Origin of the sequence: Sediminibacillus halophilus, from assembly GCF_900103695.1 — a bacterium.
GTDB classification, from domain to species: domain Bacteria; phylum Bacillota; class Bacilli; order Bacillales; family Amphibacillaceae; genus Sediminibacillus; species Sediminibacillus halophilus.
In genome coordinates this window covers 138,311-155,004 of record NZ_FNHF01000004.1, presented here as the reverse complement: position 1 = coordinate 155,004, position 16,694 = coordinate 138,311, and the positions used below count along the sequence as shown (strand labels likewise).

The 16,694-nt window shown below is 42.8% G+C and carries 20 protein-coding genes; 8 read left to right on the top strand and 12 right to left on the bottom strand.

Annotated features, from left to right (window positions below; all coding sequences use genetic code 11):
- Positions 1–210: 210 nt before the first annotated feature.
- The 5 genes from BLR82_RS14660 to BLR82_RS14640 all read right to left on the bottom strand — a co-directional run bounded on the left by BLR82_RS14660 (position 211) and on the right by BLR82_RS14640 (position 3,969).
- Positions 211–786, bottom strand: a complete 576-nt coding sequence (locus BLR82_RS14660) for a histidine phosphatase family protein (RefSeq protein ID WP_074600227.1) — start codon at positions 784–786, stop codon at positions 211–213.
- Between the two features lie 14 nt (positions 787–800).
- Positions 801–1,091: a hypothetical protein gene (locus tag BLR82_RS14655; protein ID WP_074600226.1), complete on the bottom strand. Its 291-nt coding sequence runs from the start codon at positions 1,089–1,091 to the stop codon at positions 801–803.
- A 127-nt stretch (positions 1,092–1,218) separates the two neighbouring features.
- Complete coding sequence (locus tag BLR82_RS14650; protein WP_074600225.1) at positions 1,219–2,061, bottom strand: ion transporter; 843 nt, start codon at positions 2,059–2,061, stop codon at positions 1,219–1,221.
- 162 nt (positions 2,062–2,223) lie between these two features.
- The gene (locus tag BLR82_RS14645) at positions 2,224–2,544 is read right to left on the bottom strand and encodes a hypothetical protein (protein WP_139186975.1); all 321 of its coding nucleotides are present in this window, start codon (positions 2,542–2,544) and stop codon (positions 2,224–2,226) included.
- 30 nt (positions 2,545–2,574) lie between these two features.
- Positions 2,575–3,969 (bottom strand): alpha/beta fold hydrolase, encoded by a 1,395-nt coding sequence (locus BLR82_RS14640; RefSeq protein WP_074600223.1) that lies wholly within the window; start codon positions 3,967–3,969, stop codon positions 2,575–2,577.
- Between the two features lie 109 nt (positions 3,970–4,078).
- Here BLR82_RS14640 and BLR82_RS14635 point away from each other — a divergent pair, with 109 nt between their 5' ends.
- From BLR82_RS14635 to BLR82_RS14610, 6 genes are all read left to right on the top strand, one after another.
- Positions 4,079–4,357 (top strand): DUF1433 domain-containing protein, encoded by a 279-nt coding sequence (locus BLR82_RS14635; RefSeq protein ID WP_175486824.1) that lies wholly within the window; start codon positions 4,079–4,081, stop codon positions 4,355–4,357.
- 18 nt (positions 4,358–4,375) lie between these two features.
- Positions 4,376–4,717, top strand: coding sequence for a DUF1433 domain-containing protein (locus BLR82_RS14630; protein ID WP_074600222.1), 342 nt, complete (start codon positions 4,376–4,378; stop codon positions 4,715–4,717).
- 23 nt (positions 4,718–4,740) lie between these two features.
- The gene (locus tag BLR82_RS14625; protein ID WP_074600221.1) at positions 4,741–5,079 is read left to right on the top strand and encodes a DUF1433 domain-containing protein; all 339 of its coding nucleotides are present in this window, start codon (positions 4,741–4,743) and stop codon (positions 5,077–5,079) included.
- 85 nt (positions 5,080–5,164) lie between these two features.
- Positions 5,165–5,455, top strand: a complete 291-nt coding sequence (locus BLR82_RS21115) for a DUF1433 domain-containing protein (RefSeq protein ID WP_074600220.1) — start codon at positions 5,165–5,167, stop codon at positions 5,453–5,455.
- A gap of 15 nt (positions 5,456–5,470) precedes the next feature.
- Complete coding sequence (locus BLR82_RS14615; protein ID WP_074600219.1) at positions 5,471–5,809, top strand: hypothetical protein; 339 nt, start codon at positions 5,471–5,473, stop codon at positions 5,807–5,809.
- A gap of 19 nt (positions 5,810–5,828) precedes the next feature.
- A complete protein-coding gene (locus BLR82_RS14610) occupies positions 5,829–6,095 on the top strand; it encodes a hypothetical protein (protein WP_074600218.1) in 267 nt (88 codons plus the stop codon).
- 250 nt (positions 6,096–6,345) lie between these two features.
- On the opposite strand, the gene BLR82_RS14605 is transcribed toward BLR82_RS14610, so the two are convergent.
- A complete protein-coding gene (locus BLR82_RS14605; protein ID WP_074600217.1) occupies positions 6,346–7,341 on the bottom strand; it encodes a tRNA dihydrouridine synthase in 996 nt (331 codons plus the stop codon).
- 261 nt (positions 7,342–7,602) lie between these two features.
- Between BLR82_RS14605 and BLR82_RS14600 the strand changes: the two genes are divergently transcribed.
- Both BLR82_RS14600 and BLR82_RS14595 read left to right on the top strand, forming a co-directional pair.
- Complete coding sequence (locus tag BLR82_RS14600; protein WP_026569252.1) at positions 7,603–8,064, top strand: DUF4879 domain-containing protein; 462 nt, start codon at positions 7,603–7,605, stop codon at positions 8,062–8,064.
- 13 nt (positions 8,065–8,077) lie between these two features.
- Positions 8,078–8,419, top strand: coding sequence for a hypothetical protein (locus BLR82_RS14595; protein ID WP_074600216.1), 342 nt, complete (start codon positions 8,078–8,080; stop codon positions 8,417–8,419).
- A 148-nt stretch (positions 8,420–8,567) separates the two neighbouring features.
- On the opposite strand, the gene rlmD is transcribed toward BLR82_RS14595, so the two are convergent.
- The 6 genes from rlmD to putP all read right to left on the bottom strand — a co-directional run bounded on the left by rlmD (position 8,568) and on the right by putP (position 16,591).
- Positions 8,568–9,947, bottom strand: coding sequence for a 23S rRNA (uracil(1939)-C(5))-methyltransferase RlmD (rlmD, locus tag BLR82_RS14590; RefSeq protein ID WP_074600215.1), 1,380 nt, complete (start codon positions 9,945–9,947; stop codon positions 8,568–8,570).
- Positions 9,948–10,195: 248 nt separating this feature from the next.
- Positions 10,196–11,131 (bottom strand): diacylglycerol kinase, encoded by a 936-nt coding sequence (locus tag BLR82_RS14585; protein ID WP_074600214.1) that lies wholly within the window; start codon positions 11,129–11,131, stop codon positions 10,196–10,198.
- A gap of 255 nt (positions 11,132–11,386) precedes the next feature.
- Positions 11,387–12,817, bottom strand: coding sequence for an Asp-tRNA(Asn)/Glu-tRNA(Gln) amidotransferase subunit GatB (gene gatB / locus BLR82_RS14580; protein ID WP_074600213.1), 1,431 nt, complete (start codon positions 12,815–12,817; stop codon positions 11,387–11,389).
- On the bottom strand, positions 12,817–14,286 hold the full coding sequence (gene gatA, locus BLR82_RS14575) for an Asp-tRNA(Asn)/Glu-tRNA(Gln) amidotransferase subunit GatA (protein WP_074600212.1): 1,470 nt from the start codon (positions 14,284–14,286) through the stop codon (positions 12,817–12,819). Before gatA ends, gatB begins: the two co-directional genes overlap by 1 nt.
- 15 nt (positions 14,287–14,301) lie before the next feature.
- Entirely contained in the window at positions 14,302–14,592 is a 291-nt protein-coding gene (gatC, locus tag BLR82_RS14570; protein WP_074600211.1) for an Asp-tRNA(Asn)/Glu-tRNA(Gln) amidotransferase subunit GatC, read from the bottom strand.
- 484 nt (positions 14,593–15,076) lie between these two features.
- Complete coding sequence (putP, locus tag BLR82_RS14565) at positions 15,077–16,591, bottom strand: sodium/proline symporter PutP (protein ID WP_074600210.1); 1,515 nt, start codon at positions 16,589–16,591, stop codon at positions 15,077–15,079.
- Positions 16,592–16,694: the final 103 nt, after the last annotated feature.

Here is a 16,694-nt window from a genome sequence, read left to right as displayed (position 1 = left end):
GTAAGAACCAACGTTAAATCCCTCGGTAACCGCACTGATCTTAACCGTATGTCTTTGTTCTTCCTTACTCTCATCATTTCTCCCTTGAAATATCGTCGAAATGCAAGTCATACACGATAAATTCACCAAATGGAGCCAACTGTTTAAGTCCCAGCAAATATCTAAAGGATGCTTGTTTGTCCAATCCTATCTCTTTCTTTCCTTCTCGCCTCAATTAATAGTCATTCTTACCTCGCCAGTTTCTTTTGGAAAGTCACTACGAGATAATTTTCTACCCGTCATATATTGTCTGTAAGCAGTAATGGTTCCATCATGCGAAACAATATAAATTCTTTTTTTGCCTGTTTGCTTACACCTGTTCAGGAATCTTTCTGCAATACGCGTAAACGCTTGTTGAGAGGACTTATTGATACCCTTTGACCACCACTCGCCAGAAGGATCTTCTATGGAAAACTCATTGAATTCCTCTTTTACTTTTTCTCTTGGCAGGAGCGAATCACAAGGCAAGGTCTGCCACTCTGGATTTTGAGGAAACATTCTCGGAGAAACGAGCGGGCTCACCATTTTCGCACAGTCAGTACCCTCACTCCATATTTGAGTTGTTTGTAACGTTCTTCTGAGAGGACTGCTGATAACTAGTTCTGTATCTGATAAAGGGAACTGCTTTCGAAGTGATTTTGCCTGAAGGATTCCAGCTTCGGTCAATCCAGGGTCTGTAATATGTAAACTTTCAGGTGGATTCAAGGTATGTTCTCCTTGTCCGTGCCTGATAAATAGTAACTCCATCATTCCCCTCCCTTTCAAGGCATGGAACTGGTCGTTAGTTCAATGAAGATAGCCAAAGCACCTAAAAATATGGTCATTAAAGTTGAACTGAATATCACTCTTTTAATAACCATAATACTTTTATCTGACAGATTTAACTTTCGATAAACCAAGAAAGCAATCACACCCAAAACAATGGAACCAATCCAACAAATCAAACCAATTTCTGTAACTAATTTTTCCCAATCAACCATCCAAAAGTACAGAATAATGAAATGAACAACAACTAAAGATATTGTAATAATCAATGATAGTTTTTTGAACAATACTTTCCCTCCAACCATCCAACATCAAAGCAAAACCACTAATTCGCCACAGAAATTAGTGGTCTTATACTCTTTCTTTCTCCCATTCTTAACTATGATATTACCCGACGAAATACTCATCTTCCTTTTACTGTTGATCCTCCCTGTCTGTCTCAAAGTTCTTCTTCTCCGTAAGCAATTGCTTGATCTCCCGAATTTCCGCTTTCAGTTCCTGGTTATCCTTCGACAGCTTCGTCAACTGATCCTGATGCAGATCATCCCCTTCCTGACTCAGGAAATCTACAATCACCGCTACTACCAGGTTGAGAATTACCAAGGCGCCGATCACGATGAAGGAGATAAAGTAAATCCAGGCCCATGGTATTTCGTTGATTACCGGTCTTGCTACCTGGCTTGCCCACGATTCAAATGTGACCACTTGCGTCAGGGTGAACAGGGAAGCATGGAAGCTGCCAAAGTATTCAGCCGGCAAGACATCCCTGAAATAGGTGGTTCCGATAATCGCGTAGATGGAAAAAATCAATACCGTCAAACCCAGTATTCCTGTTAAAGCGGGGATTGACCGCATCAAAGAGTCGACGATTTTTCGTAACGCAGGAACGGCCGGTATCATTCTTAACAGACGCAGGACTCGTACCAGCCGTACAACCGTGACAAACGGGGCTGTATAAAAAATCAAGCTTGCAGCCACGATTAAAAAGTCGAAGACATTCCAATTATCCGAGAAATATCTTTTAACACCGAGTCCAACCAATTTGATCACCATTTCCGCCACAAATATCCAAATAATAATCCGATCCAACAGTTGGAGCATTCGATTGCCCACAAAGTAGGTTTCTCCAATGATGACCAATCCATTTAACACAATGATTGCAATAACAATTGCTTGAAAGTATTTATTTTCTGCTATCTCCCCGAGTTTATTTCGGGGAATATGCTGCTGATTTGATACTCGTTTGTTTGCTGACATGCTGCCTCCCTCATAACCGTTTTTGTCTTATATATCGGTTATATCTCCTTCGCATTATATCAGAATTGTGTGTTTCTTATTACTTGGAAGGCTTAAATTAGAGAACTGTATGAAATCCAAAAAAGTTACGCTTGATCATTCAGAACCTCGAATGGACACTTTTTACCAAAACCATGATTTCAGCTTTATATTTTCATAGATATCCATGTAAAGATTGTTGATTTCCGTAAGATCGGATTGATTCTTCTCAAATCGCCGGATCAGTGCTTGGTTCGCCTTCCCGTCAAAATTATGTTCTAGTTTACCGATGATATCCCTGTGTTTTTCGGAAAGAGGCTGAACCTTATAACATCGGGCAAGGTATTGCTTGTAGAACTCCGCTTTTGCTTCCAAATCACTTTTGATGCGGTTCTTCAACTCATTCTCTTGCCTTTTTGTTTCTAAATAATTTTCCCACCAGTCCGCTATATTCGTTTCTTTCACTGAATCCACCACTTTTCTTCTTGTATTGCATTATTGGATTTTTAACCATTGGGCAAGCAGCTGATCCACCTGGGTAAAATCCTTGCTCATTTTTTCCATATTATAAGCAATATCCCCTGTGTCCAAATGGGACCTTTGAAGTTTTGCCAACAGGTCTTCTAGTTCATCGATTTCAAGTAACATCGGTATTCCTTCAGGTCCAATCTCTGTCAAACCACGAAAGGCTTCTTCCACGTGGGAAGGGTTCAACTTATCATATTCACCATAGCCTACCATATTTATGTACTTACTCTTCAACTCCGTCATCGTTGCCAGGTAGTCGTCGAGAAAATGTGTCACAGCCTTTCTTGTCACTGCTATTTGGTGCTCACTGTCCTTCAGCTCCGTCGCGTAACTATCCAGTAAACTCGCCTGGATACGGATAGGAAAGTCCGAAACACCACTATTTTTCAGAGCTAAAGGTGACATTGTTAATTGATCTTGAATCTTTTCATCATATAAGAGACTTGGCAGAAAATAGCCGTTTTCATCATACATGCTGTTGTCCATATAATTCTTGATGCCATGGCTCGATAATCCCCAGCCGCCAGGCGCAGGATCCCCCATATAATAAACGGAACCTACGGATTTTTTATAATAGGTCCCTACAGAATCATCAGGGTAGGTGTAAGAAATGATGTTATCTTTAAATTCACCATTTAATGCTCGCTTTTGATTTTCATCGGACAGTAAATCAAAAACATCCGCTGCAGCGAAGGTAATGGCATTGGATTCATACTTCACCGCATAGTATTGAGCAAGCCCGCCGCCTAACGAGTGGCCGACAAAGGTTATGTTGTTGGCCCCAAATTGCTTTACATATTTATTGACGACGTTATCCGCTTCGGTAAATTGGTTTTTGTTGGTGTATGTGATGGTTTTATCATGGGGATTTAACTTAGCTGTACCAGCTAGAAGCGCAGCATCTTGTGAGGGGCTTGCTATATAAGGTGTTTTTCGATATTCCTTTTTGCTATAATTGGAATTACCAAGGACGATACCTTCCACATCTTCTTTCACATCTTTTGCGAATTCAGAAAAGTCCGTGTCTTGCGTTTCATAAACCAGTTTATCATCTTTTAATTTCGCCCCTCCGCCAGCTCCTGCCAACCTTGCATCCTGTGAGGGGGAACCAACATATTTTTGTTCGACTTGTTTCGTGGTAGTGGTCGGAAGTTCTGTTCCACGGAAACTGATAACTACCTCTTCTGTCTCGGGATTTTGCAGGACGTAACCGTGAAGGCCGGTGTCTTTGTCAGTGATGGTTTCGATGGTTTTCCATTTAACTTTTTTTCCATTGACTATGTGTTTGATTTCTTCCTTGTTATCTTTGTATGTTTCGTTTGAAATAAAACTTGCTTCTAAATCGGAGATATGTAGAACCATAGAAGTTCTCCTTTCTCTATTATTCTCCTTATAAAGAGGTGGTATTATGAAAATTTTCCATAGATTTATAATTTTTTCCACTATTATTATACTATTGGGGGGGTGCAATGTGAACTTAAACGAGAATAATTTTGACGAGAAAACAATTTTAAAAATGGAAGAAACTGCTAAAAGTTATATTGTAAACAACTATAAAGGTGTTGAATCAATAACATTTGAAGAACCCTATCAGAGCCCCATGGGAGCTTTTACGATTGATGGTAAGGTAAATAGTAAAGGTGGTTTTTCCATAACATTTAATGATGATTTTACAGTAGCCGGAATTAGTTTAGAAGAAGGCTTCCCCGAAGAAAAAGAAGAGTGCGTAAAAAAAGTTTGTGATTATTAAAACAGGTAGGTTTTAAAAGTGTGGAAGTTTCTATTTACTGTAATGTTGATCACTTCCATTATTCTTACTGGTTGCAATGTGAACTCTCCCAACAATTCCTATAATGAGGAAACAAAGGAAAAAGCTATAGAAGCTGTCGAGAAGTATTTGCAAAATAATTTCGTGGGAATCACCTCTGTGCAAGTTACTGACATTTATCAAAGTCCGATGAGTGGATTAACCGTTGATGGCAATGTTAACGATGGAGAGGCAGATTTTTCAGCAGGGGTTGAAAGTGACTATACTATAGGGAGTATAGGAGTAAGTAAAGAGTTTCCTGAAAGGAAAGAAGAATGTAAAGAAAATACTTGTGGTGATTAATTGAAAAAGGATTGGTATTCCTTATGCGTGAAATTACTTTCATTATTTTGTTCATACTCTTAACGCTGGCAGGTTGTAATGTGTATAGTAATAAAAACAACTTCGATGAGGAAGCAATCAATAAAGCTAAGAAAACAACAGAAAGTTATTTAAAAAACAATTATGAAAACATCCAAACAATAGAATTTAGTGATGACCATAGTAACCCAATGGGGGGCTTGATGATCCGAGGCACCGTTAATGGAGAAGCAGGTTTCTCAGTTAGTGTTGATCCGAAGAATTTTGTTGTTAACAGTGTTGGCGAGAAAAAAGGCTTCCCCGATAGAAAAGATGAATGTAAAGAAAAAAGCTGTGATTATTAATGGAAAAGGATGGATAGCAAGTCTAGGAAAATTTCATTTCTTTATTCTTTTGCCATTCGTTTTGTTAACAGGATGTATGACCGACATGGTAAAGAATGACTTCGATGAAGAAACGGTTAATCAAGCTAAAGAAACAGCCGAGAGTTTCTTAAGAAATAATTATGAAAACATCCAGACAATAGAATTTAGTGAGGATTACAGTAATCCTATGGGTGGGTTGATGATTAGGGGAACAGTAAATGAGCAGGAGGACGCAAACTTTTTAATTGATATTGATTTTGGTTCCGAGAATAAATTGCAAGTAAGCAGCATCGGAAAAGGAAAGGATTTTCCAGTAGAAAAAGAAGAGTGTAAAGATAAATTTTGTGATTATTAATTAAGGTTGGTTTTCATGATGCATAAGTATCTTATTACTTTTTTGTTGAGCACTTTACTGCTTATAGGATGTAATGCGAATTCATCGAATGGAGATTACGATCAAGAAACAATATCTAAAGCTAAAGAATCAGCTAAAAGTTTTATTGAAAATAACTACGAAGGAATTCATTCTATTGAACTGGAAGAGCCATACCAAGCACCTATGGGAAGCATGACAGTAGATAGAACGGTAAATGGAGAAGTCGGATTCTCGATTAGTCTAAACAAGGATTTCACGGTATCCAGAATTGGGGAAAACGAAGGATTTCCGGAAGAAAAAGAAGAATGTAAAGAAAAAACATGTGATTACTAATTTAAGGATGGTATTCTCCGTGTGGAAATTCCTTTTTGTATTAACCACTATCATGTGTGTTGGGTGTAATTCGTCTAATAATAACTATGAAAACATTCGTACGGTAGAGTTTAGTGATGATCTAAGCGACCCGATGGGGGGCTTAATGATTCGCGGCACTGTCAATGGAAATGCTGGTTTCTCTGCAAGTGTCGATCCACAAGAATTTACGGTGAATAGCCTTGGCGAAAAGAAAGGCTTTCCTAAAGTAAAAGATGAATGCAAAGAAAAGGTTTGTGGTTATTAATGAGAACTAGCGTTTTATCCCTCCCACGTTAATTTCCTCACTTATGTTAGCACTCTATTCCCCTGCATGTATTTTATAATATTTGAAGTGCAAGCAATATAAAAAGACCCCGAATTTCGGAAAAAACTTTTTAACGAAATCAGGGTCGTGTCTGCTTTTCTTTAATTAGGCTTTGAATAACGTACTTATAGAGTGAAAGCTGGTAGATATAATCCTGAATCAGTAACGAATTAATGTAGGTAATCCCACGTTATGCTTCGCTTTTTTCCACCATCTCATGAGAATTCTTTCCTTCAAAGTCATCAAGCACTGCCCGCACTTCATCTGTTGACTTAGTACTCATCAATTGATTTCTTAATTCACTCGCCCCTCGGAACCCCTTCACATAAATCTTGAAAAAGCGAAGAAGCGGTTTGAACGGACGTGGCTCGAATTCTTCGGAATATTTGTCATGGAGATCAAGGTGCAGCCTTAACAGATCTAGCAATTCCTTACTGCTATGATCTTGGGGTTCCTTTTCAAAGGCAAACGGATTATTGAAAATACCGCGGCCGATCATAACTCCATCTACATCATATTCTTGAGCGAGCTTCAATCCGGTTTGACGGTCGGGAATATCCCCATTGATCGTCAACAGAGTATCTGGTGCCACTTCGTCGCGAAGCTTCTTAATCTCTGGGATCAGCTCCCAATGGGCATCTACTTTGCTCATTTCCTTTCTTGTACGCAGATGAATGGAAAGATTGACAATGTCTTGTCTCATTAAATGCGCTAACCAGTCTTTCCACTCGTCCACCTCTGTGTAACCGAGCCTTGTCTTCACACTTACAGGCAATCCTCCTGCCTTCGCAGCTTGTATGATCTCCGCTGCCACGTCGGGACGGCGGATAAGGCCGCTGCCCTTCCCTTTTGGTGCAACATTTGCTACCGGGCAGCCCATGTTAATATCTATCCCCTTAAACCCTTGCTTTGCCACACCGATACTCGTTTCACGAAACAATTCGGGCTTGTCCCCCCATATATGGGCAACCATTGGCTGTTCATCTTCTGTAAACGTCAAACGCCCGCGCACACTCTGGTTTCCCTCCGGGTGACAATAACTTTCTGTATTTGTAAACTCTGTAAAGAACACATCAGGTCTGGCTGCTTCACTCACCACATGGCGAAAGACAACATCTGTCACATCTTCCATTGGTGCCAGTACAAAAAATGGCCGTGGTAGATCGCGCCAAAAATTATCTGTCATGTTTTACTCCATTCCTCTCATTATGGGACGTAACAAACCCTTATCCCAAAAATAAAAAAAGCAAAATGGCTTTGCTCCCTTTACACTTATACCATGCTTAAGCACTATTTATCAAACACTAAAAGCTTAGTTGATAAAATTCCCAATCAATAAGATAGTTAGACCACTCTTCCTATTTTTCAGAAGATTGTTGTTTTTTGTAATAGATTGGGTTAGGATGGTGATGTAGGGATTTATTACCAAAAAAGAGGAGGACGAAGAATGAAAAAGTTGTTAGGAGTACTTCTTATTGCTTTCTTGGCCATTCCATTATTACCGGCTGATAAAGCATCTGCAGCACCTGCGCCGGAATTGACAAATGTCCAAATATTCGGGGTTACTTCGGACGCAGCCAATTATGTATGGGAAGATGTTAACTTCAACCAGCAAAGCGCTGTGAATCCGATGGGAGGAGAAACGGGATACTTAGCCGTCTATGTAGAGGGCACGATTCAACAAGGTACATTCCGGGTTTACAATAATGGAAATAATATCACCTCCCAAACCTTTAAAGCCTTAGATGATGAATATGTAACCGACAGCGGCAATAATGTGATAGGCACGATCAAGTATGTCGGCTTTCCGTTATCCGCAGTTTCAAGTGGAAGATTCACCATTTCCGCGAACAACTACTATCCACCAAATAATACACTATATGAAAACTTATATATTGAAGTAGAATAGGAGTTTTTTAGATATGAGAATTACCCCCGATAATACACAATTCGCTGCTTACAGCCGCCTTACGGTTTCTGCACATTTGCGAAACCAATTAAGGGATGGTACAAGTATGACGGAACAACAGGAGGATCTCTCTTTTTCTAAGTTTCAGGAACTTCTGGACGAAGAAAAAGTTGTGAATCAAAAGAATGCAAGAGAAATGTCCGACTTTCACCGGAGTGCTTTAGAAACACAAATGAATTACACAGATAATCCAAAACGCACGCAGGAAGTGAAAGGTATCATGGAAAAAGCGTTCGCCTTAGGGTTGGTGGATGAGGATAATACACTAATCAATAAGTTTGATCAAAAAGCCTGATATCAGGGATAAATTACAAAAAAGCCTTTTCCTTTTTAGGAGAAGGCTGACTTCTTTTTATTTCACTTAAATAACGTTTTTCCTTGGAAATAAAGCGACCCTGATTTCGCAAAAGAATTATTTTCGAAATCAGGGTTTATTTGCATAATTATTTTTTTAACCGAATCTCCGCCACAGCTTCAATATGTCCTGTTTGCGGGAACATGTCGACTGGCTGTACTTGCTTGGTTTCGTAGCCGCCGTCTTCCAAAATGCGCAGGTCTCTTGCAAGAGTGGATGGATTGCAGGATACGTAGACGATCCTCTCCGGTTTCATGGTGACCATTGCTTCAAGCAAAGCTTCGTCACAGCCTTTTCGCGGCGGGTCTACCACAATGACATCTGGGCGCAGCCCCTGGGCCGTCCACCAAGGCATGACCTTTTCTGCTTCCCCGACGTAGAACTCTGTATTCTCAATATGATTAAGCTTAGCGTTTTTCTTGGCATCCGCAATGGCTTCCTGGACGATTTCCACGCCATAGACCTTTTTCGCCTGCTGGGCTAAAAATAGAGAAATTGTGCCGATTCCACAATAAGCATCAACGACTGTCTCTCCTCCAGTCAATGCTGCATATTCCAAGGCCGTATCATACAGCCGTTTCGTTTGCGGCGGGTTCACTTGATAAAAAGACCGTGCGGAGATGGCGAACTTAATATCGCCGATGTTATCATAAATGTACTCATTCCCCCACAATACCTTTGTATCTTTTCCAAAGATGACATTGGTCTTCTTTTTGTTGACGTTATGCACGATGGATTTGACATGCGGATAGGTCTCATGTATCTCCTTGACTAACTCTTCCTGATGGGGGAGCTCTTCTGTCCTGGTGATCAGAACAATCATTGTCTCGCCGGTTTCTTGTCCGGTCCGTACCATAATATGGCGAAGGACTCCTTTATCGTGTTCCTCATCATAGGCGGAGATTCCCAGGCGTTCGGCCATACGACGGACGACTTCCACCATCCGGTCATTGACTTCGTCCTGAATGACACAGCGGTCCATGCCTTCGATGATTTTGTGGCTGCGCTTTTGGTAAAAGCCGGTGATTAATTCGCCGTCGCGTTCTCCGACAGGAATCTGCACCTTATTCCGATAACGCCATGGGTCTTCCATTCCCAGCACCGGATGAACCGGCACATCCTCCAGGTGAGCGATTTTACGCAAGGCATTCTTCACTTGATTCTGCTTCATCTCCAGCTGCAGCGAATAGCTCATATGCTGCAGTTGACAGCCACCACATTGGACATACACGTCACAAGGCGGCTCCACTCGCTCTGGGCTTACTTCTTTTATATCCAACAACTTACCGAATCCGAAATTTTTATTGACTTTGACAACCTTCACTTTTGCTGTTTCGCCCGGCAATGCATACGGAACAAACAGCGGATAACCTTCCACTTTTCCTACACCTGCTCCTTCATGGGTCAAATCCTGGAAAGAAAGCTCGATTGTTTGATTCTTTTTTACAGGCGGCTTCTGTTTAGCCATAACTATCATCGTCCTTCTTGTCAATTGCTGACAAAAGTTTACCACATATAGGGACGGAAAGAAAATATCTGTTCACAAACTGACATTTCCGGTAATTTCCCGGGAAATATTAGTCTTTTCGACATATCCTTCTCTGTCCAGTTGTAGTTTTTCTTGGAGTATTCTTTATAAAACTTGTTGATCCTAGTGTGGTCAAAACGGCAGAAAGACAACAAAAGACGCACAGACGAAATGCTGTGCGTCTTTTGTCAGGAATTTTCAAGTCTGGCCGTCTTTTTGGCTTCTTCTTTCTGGATAAAGCTTTCCGGAACAAAGTATTCAATGTGTCGATAGAGGTTGATAAACTCTCCCGGAAGATCGCCGCCATATTCCCCGTCGACATTCAGCTGCATCTTTTCCTCTGTATGCACCTTGATTCGGTTGGCTCTGGCATGGAATAGGAGAGCATCCTCCAAATGGGCGCCTCGCAGTGCCAGCGTGGCAATGCGGATAAATTCGGCAATGTTCGCTTTCTTCAGTATCAGCAAATCAAACATGCCATCATCCATCGTCGCACCAGGTGCCAATTTTTCGAAGCCACCAACCGAATTGGTGTTGGCCACCAAAAACAGCATAATTTCATCCTCGAAAATTTTTCCATCATACTCGATGGTTACTTTAATCGGCCGCAAAGACGGCAGCATTTCTATTCCCTTCAAATAATAAGCGAGTTGACCAAGCACCGTCTTAAGCTTGCTCGGTACTTCGTAGGAGAGCTCTGTCAGTTTTCCGCCACCGGCAATATTCATGAAGTACTGATCATTTACCTGGCCGATATCGAGTGCTTTCACCCGGTCTGCCAGGATAACGTCCACCGCCTTTGGAATATTCCGTGGTATGTGCAATGCACGCGCTAAATCATTGGTGGTGCCGACCGGAATGATACCGAGTTTGGGACGAAAATCATTGCCGGCAATGCCGTTGATTACTTCATTGATCGTACCGTCTCCGCCAGCGGCTATAACGATATCGAATTTCCGATCCACGGCTGTTTGGGCTGCTTTAGTAGCATCTCCCGCACAGGTGGTGGCATGGGCGGATGCTTCGTATCCAGCTTGTTCAAGCGATTGTAAAACGCCGGGAAGTTCTTTTTTAAAGGCTTCTCGACCTGATGTTGGATTGTAAATAATACGGGCCCTTTTCATAAGGTCTCCCCCTGTTCCATCTATCATTGCAGGCAGCTGTAAAGCCAGTCTGCCATATTAAAAAAAACAAAGACAAGCACCATTTGCTAGTCCAACTTCCATCATAGCCCTTTTCCGCCGGTTTGAAAAGTTTTTTCCTCGATTTGACGAAGGAATAATGATGCATTCTACCCGGAGGCTTGGAATGACTGCTTTTCTGTCGATAAGGAACAAAGAGAATGGCTTCCCATTAGAAGCCATCCCCTTTTGGTTTTATTAATGCTTATCCATTTCTTCTTTCAAAATCTTGTTGACCATCGGAGGATTTGCCTGGCCTTTAGTGGCCTTCATCACTTGGCCGACCAGGAATCCGAGTGCCCGGTCTTTTCCGTTCTTGTAATCAATGATCGACTGCTCGTTTTCATCAAGAATGCCGGTGACAATTTCCTTCAACTGACCTTCATCAGAAATTTGCACCAGTCCTTTATCTTTGACGATTTGCTCCGGATCGCCGCCTTTCTCCACCAATTCGGCAAAGACTTTCTTGGCAATTTTCGAAGAAATCGTGCCATCTTCGATCAGCTTGATCATTTTTGCGAGTCCTTCTGGTGTCAAAGCCAGATCGTGCAGCTCCATCTGCTGCTTGTTCATGTAGGCAGACACCTCTCCCATCAACCAATTGGAAGCTTGTTTCATGTCCGCTCCTTGTTGAATGGTTTCTTCAAAGAAATCGGACATCTCCTTGGTACTGGTCAATACCATGGCATCATATGCAGGAAGCTCAAGTTCATGGATATAGCGCTGTTTGCGGGCATCCGGTAATTCAGGAATCTCCGAACGGACGCGCTCTTTCCAATCCTCATCGATAAAAAGAGGTACCAAATCAGGCTCAGGAAAGTAACGATAATCGTCCGAACCTTCTTTCACCCGCATTAAAATGGTTTCTTTTGTCTGCTCATCGTAGCGCCTTGTTTCCTGCAGAATTTCTCCGCCGGAAAGCAGTACTTTCTGCTGGCGTTTTTCTTCGAACTCCAACCCTTTTTGCACAAACGAGAAGGAATTCAAGTTTTTCAATTCGGTTTTCGTCCCGAACGCTTCCTGTCCGATCGGACGAATGGACAAGTTGGCGTCACAGCGCAATGAACCCTCTTCCATTTTACAGTCCGACACACCAGTATATTGAATGATGTTTTTCAGTTTTTCCAAGTAAGCATACGCCTCTTCCGGTGAACGCAAGTCCGGCTCTGAGACGATTTCAATTAATGGAGTACCCTGGCGATTGTAATCGACAAGCGAATAACCATCGTCACTGTGCGTCAGTTTACCGGCATCTTCCTCCAAATGGAGCCGGGTAATGCCAATTTTTTTCTTCTGACCGTCCACCTCGATCTCAATCCAGCCATGTTCACCGATCGGCTGGTCAAACTGGGAGATTTGATAGGCCTTCGGATTATCCGGATAAAAGTAGTTTTTTCGGTCAAATTTAGTATCTGTGGCAATTTCACAGTTCAGTGCCATCGCCGCCTTCATCGCGAAGTTGACTGCCTCCTCATTAAGGACCGGCAGTACTCCTGGATATCCTAAATCAATCGGATTGACGTTGCTGTTAGGATCCGCACCGAAGTGATTGAAGCTGGGACTGAATATTTTCGAATCTGTTTTCAACTCAACGTGGACTTCCAAGCCGATAATCGTTTCAAAATTCATTAGTTGGCACCTCCCAATTCAGGCTGTTTTTTGTGGTGGTCGGTTGCCTGTTCAAATGCATAAGCGGTCCGAAGCATGGTCGCTTCGTCAAAGTGCTTGCCGATGATTTGCAACCCAATCGGCAGACCATCGCTGGAAAAGCCGCATGGTACGGACATCCCCGGGACCCCAGCAAGGTTGACTGGAATCGTCAAAATATCGTTCGTATACATGGTTAGTGGATCATCGATGATTTCGCCGACTTTAAAAGCAGGAGTAGGCGTTGTAGGACCAACAATCACATCGTATTCCTCGAATACTTTTTCAAAATCGTTTTTAATCAATGTCCGGACTTTCTGTGCTTTTTTATAGTAAGCATCATAATAGCCGGAGCTTAACGCAAAGGTTCCGAGCATAATCCGGCGCTTCACTTCATCACCGAAGCCTTCGCTGCGGGAACGCTTAAACATGTCCATCATGTTATCTGCCTGCTGGGAACGGACGCCGTAGCGGACACCGTCAAAGCGGGCCAGATTGGCGGATGCTTCAGAAGATGATAACAAGTAGTATGCGGCTACTGCATAGCGTGAATGCGGAAGGGAAACTTCTTCCCAGGTAGCCCCTAAATCTTCATATACCTTCAAAGCGTCGAGTACTGCTTGCTTCACTTCCGGGTCGACCCCTTCGGATAAGTATTCAGAAGGGACTGCTATTTTCAATCCTTTTACTCCCTGGTAAAGGGTTTCCGTATAGTTTGGAATATCGATATCAGCAGAAGTAGCATCCATCGGGTCATGGCCTACTATTGCCTGCATTAAGTGGGCATTGTCTTCCACCGTGCGGGTAATCGGACCGATTTGATCCAGCGAAGAGGCAAATGCCACTAAGCCAAATCGGGATACAAGTCCGTAAGTGGGTTTCGAGCCGACCACCCCACAAAAGGCTGCCGGCTGACGAATCGAGCCGCCTGTATCGGAACCAAGGGAGAAGAATACTTCTTTCGCTGCAACAGCTGCTGCTGAACCACCGCTCGAGCCGCCCGGTACATAATCGGTATTCCATGGATTGCGTGTTGCAGAATAGCTCGAGTTTTCATTGGATGATCCCATCGCAAATTCGTCCATGTTCAATTTTCCAATAGTAACTGTATTCTCTTTATCGAGTTTTTCGACGACCGTAGCATCGTATAACGGATCGGTAAAATTATCGAGGAACTGACTGGCACACGTCGTGCGCAAACCTTTGGTCACAATGTTGTCTTTTATGCCGATTGGCAAGCCATATAATAGGGAGCGAGCGTCTCCATCCTGCTGATCGAGCTCTTCCGCCCTGGCTTTTGCCCTTTCTTCATCCAGCGTCAAAAATGCTTTGACTTGGTCATCGACAGCGTTGATGCGCTTATATGATTCGGCGACCAAATCGCTGACGGTGATTTCTTTATTATGTAACTTGTCCTGTAATTGTTTTAACGTATAATCAAAAAGCGACATGCTTTGTAAGCCTCCCTATTCAAGTATTGATGGGACACGGAACTGTCCATCCTGTTTGTCCGGCGCATTTTTCAGTGCATCTTCTTTCTCAATCCACTTTCTAGGCTCGTCCTTGCGCATGACATTTTTCAAATCCAGTACGTGGGTAGTCGGTTCTACATCTTCCGTATTCAGCTCATTCAGGCTTTCAGCGTAATGGATAATATCATCCAATTGTTTCGTCATTTTTTCGACTTCCTCATCGCTTATTGCCAGCCGGGCCAGATGGGCCACATGTCTTACTTGTTCCTTCGAGATGTTGGACATCTCAGTCACCTCCATTTGTTTTATTCGTCTAGGACAAAAGCGCAAGCGCCTGTTTAAGGAGTACAGGCTAAATCCGCCACGTCCTGTGGCAACGCCAGCATGCCAATCCTGTGGGCCTCCGACAAGCTTAAGAACAGCCTCGGCGTGGCGCTTTTTGCCACACTGAGGGTGGGATTTAGACCTCGAGCGAGTAGGCGCTGTAGCTGGACTTGGCTGTTTCAGCCAATAATTATCCACCGACAATTAAATTTATAAATTCCTTTACAATAAAAAAGGTTCTCCGTTGTTTTACCGGTTTGATAAGCTACCTGTTACGAATAGAAGCAATATTTATGATAATAGCAAAAATACCAGGCCATTGGCAACTTGTACAACAGCCCACCATCTGCTATTTTACCACGTTTCGGCAGCATGCTGAAACGGAATGGTCCTTATCCTTTCAATAAAAAAGAGCCCTTCCCAGCGGAAGGACTCCTGTGCTTTATTAATATTGAGATTTTGCTTCATCGAACTCCGCTTCTGCCTCTGGATGGGGTTTACCGGTCATACTAACCAGAACCGAAACAATCAGATTAAGCAAGAAGCCAGGGACAATTTCGTACAAGTCGAAAATGCCACCCTGTAAGAAGTCACCCCAGATAACCACGGTAATCGCACCAACGATAATACCCGCAAGGGCGCCGTTTCTGGTGATGCCTTTCCAGAACAAGGAAAGTAAGATAATTGGACCGAATGCTGCCCCGAATCCTGCCCATGCATAACTAACTAGTTCCAATACAGAACTATCCGGATTGGAAGCAACAAACGTTGCAATCAAGGCAATCGCAATAACTGCTGCACGGCCAACCCATACCAGTTCACGCTCGCTGGCATTCTTGCGCAGAATCGCTTTGTAAAAGTCTTCTGCTACTGCGGAAGAAGAAACAAGCAGCTGAGAGTCAATCGTACTCATGATTGCGGAAAGAATTGCCGCCAACAGGATACCGGCGATAATCGGGTCGAACAAGATTTGCGAAAATGCAATGAATATTTTTTCCGAGTCAGCCAGCATCTGCACGCCATTTTCGCTGGTCACTTCAATACCGAATTGCGACAACATGCCTACATCCTGTGTGTTGATGAACGCTAGTCCGGCAAGACCAGTAAACACTGCTCCATACAAACCGAGAATCATCCAAGTAGTACCAATAAACTTGGCCATCGGTACGTCCTTCGGTGAACGAAGTGCCATAAAACGTGTGATGATGTGTGGCTGGCCAAAGTAACCGAGACCCCATGCAAACGAAGAAAGGATGGAGATTATTCCTACACCGGCTACCATATTCAAGTGGCTCGGTTCGATTTGTCCGACAGCATCGATTGTAGCATCCCAGCCACCGATTACAAAGATGGCACGAATCGGTACAACAATCAGTGCAAGGAACATTAAAATCCCTTGAATAAAGTCCGTCCAGCTTACTGCCAGGAATCCGCCAAGGAATGTATAAGACACAATGACAATTGCACCAATCCACAGTGCCTGACTGTAAGATAGTCCAAACGATGCTTCAAACAGCTTCGCGCCTCCTACCATACCGGATGATGTGTAAAAAGTGAAGAAAACTAAAATTACTATTGCTGAAATCACACGCAATATGTGGGATGAATCGCGGAATCGATTTTCCAGGAAATCCGGAATCGTGATGGAATTGTTGGATACTTCCGTATAAACCCGTAAACGTTTGGCGACGAATTGCCAGTTTAAATAGGCACCGATTGACAGTCCTACAGCCATCCAGCCCTCTGCAAGTCCCGTAGCATATATAGCTCCCGGCAAACCTAACAATAGCCAACTACTCATATCCGAAGCACCGGCACTCAATGCGGCTACTCCAGGACCAAGCCTTCTACCGCCAAGAACGTAATCTGATAAGTCATTCGTTAAGCGATATGAAATTACTCCGATTAACAGCATACCGATCAGGTATACAATAAAAGTTACTAACGTTGCTGTTCCCATGTTTTCTTATTCTCTCCTCTCAGTGAATAACGTGATAATTGATAAAATAATCAAGATTGGCATAGGTACAAATAACCAAAACCAAGTGGCACCAGTCAGCGCA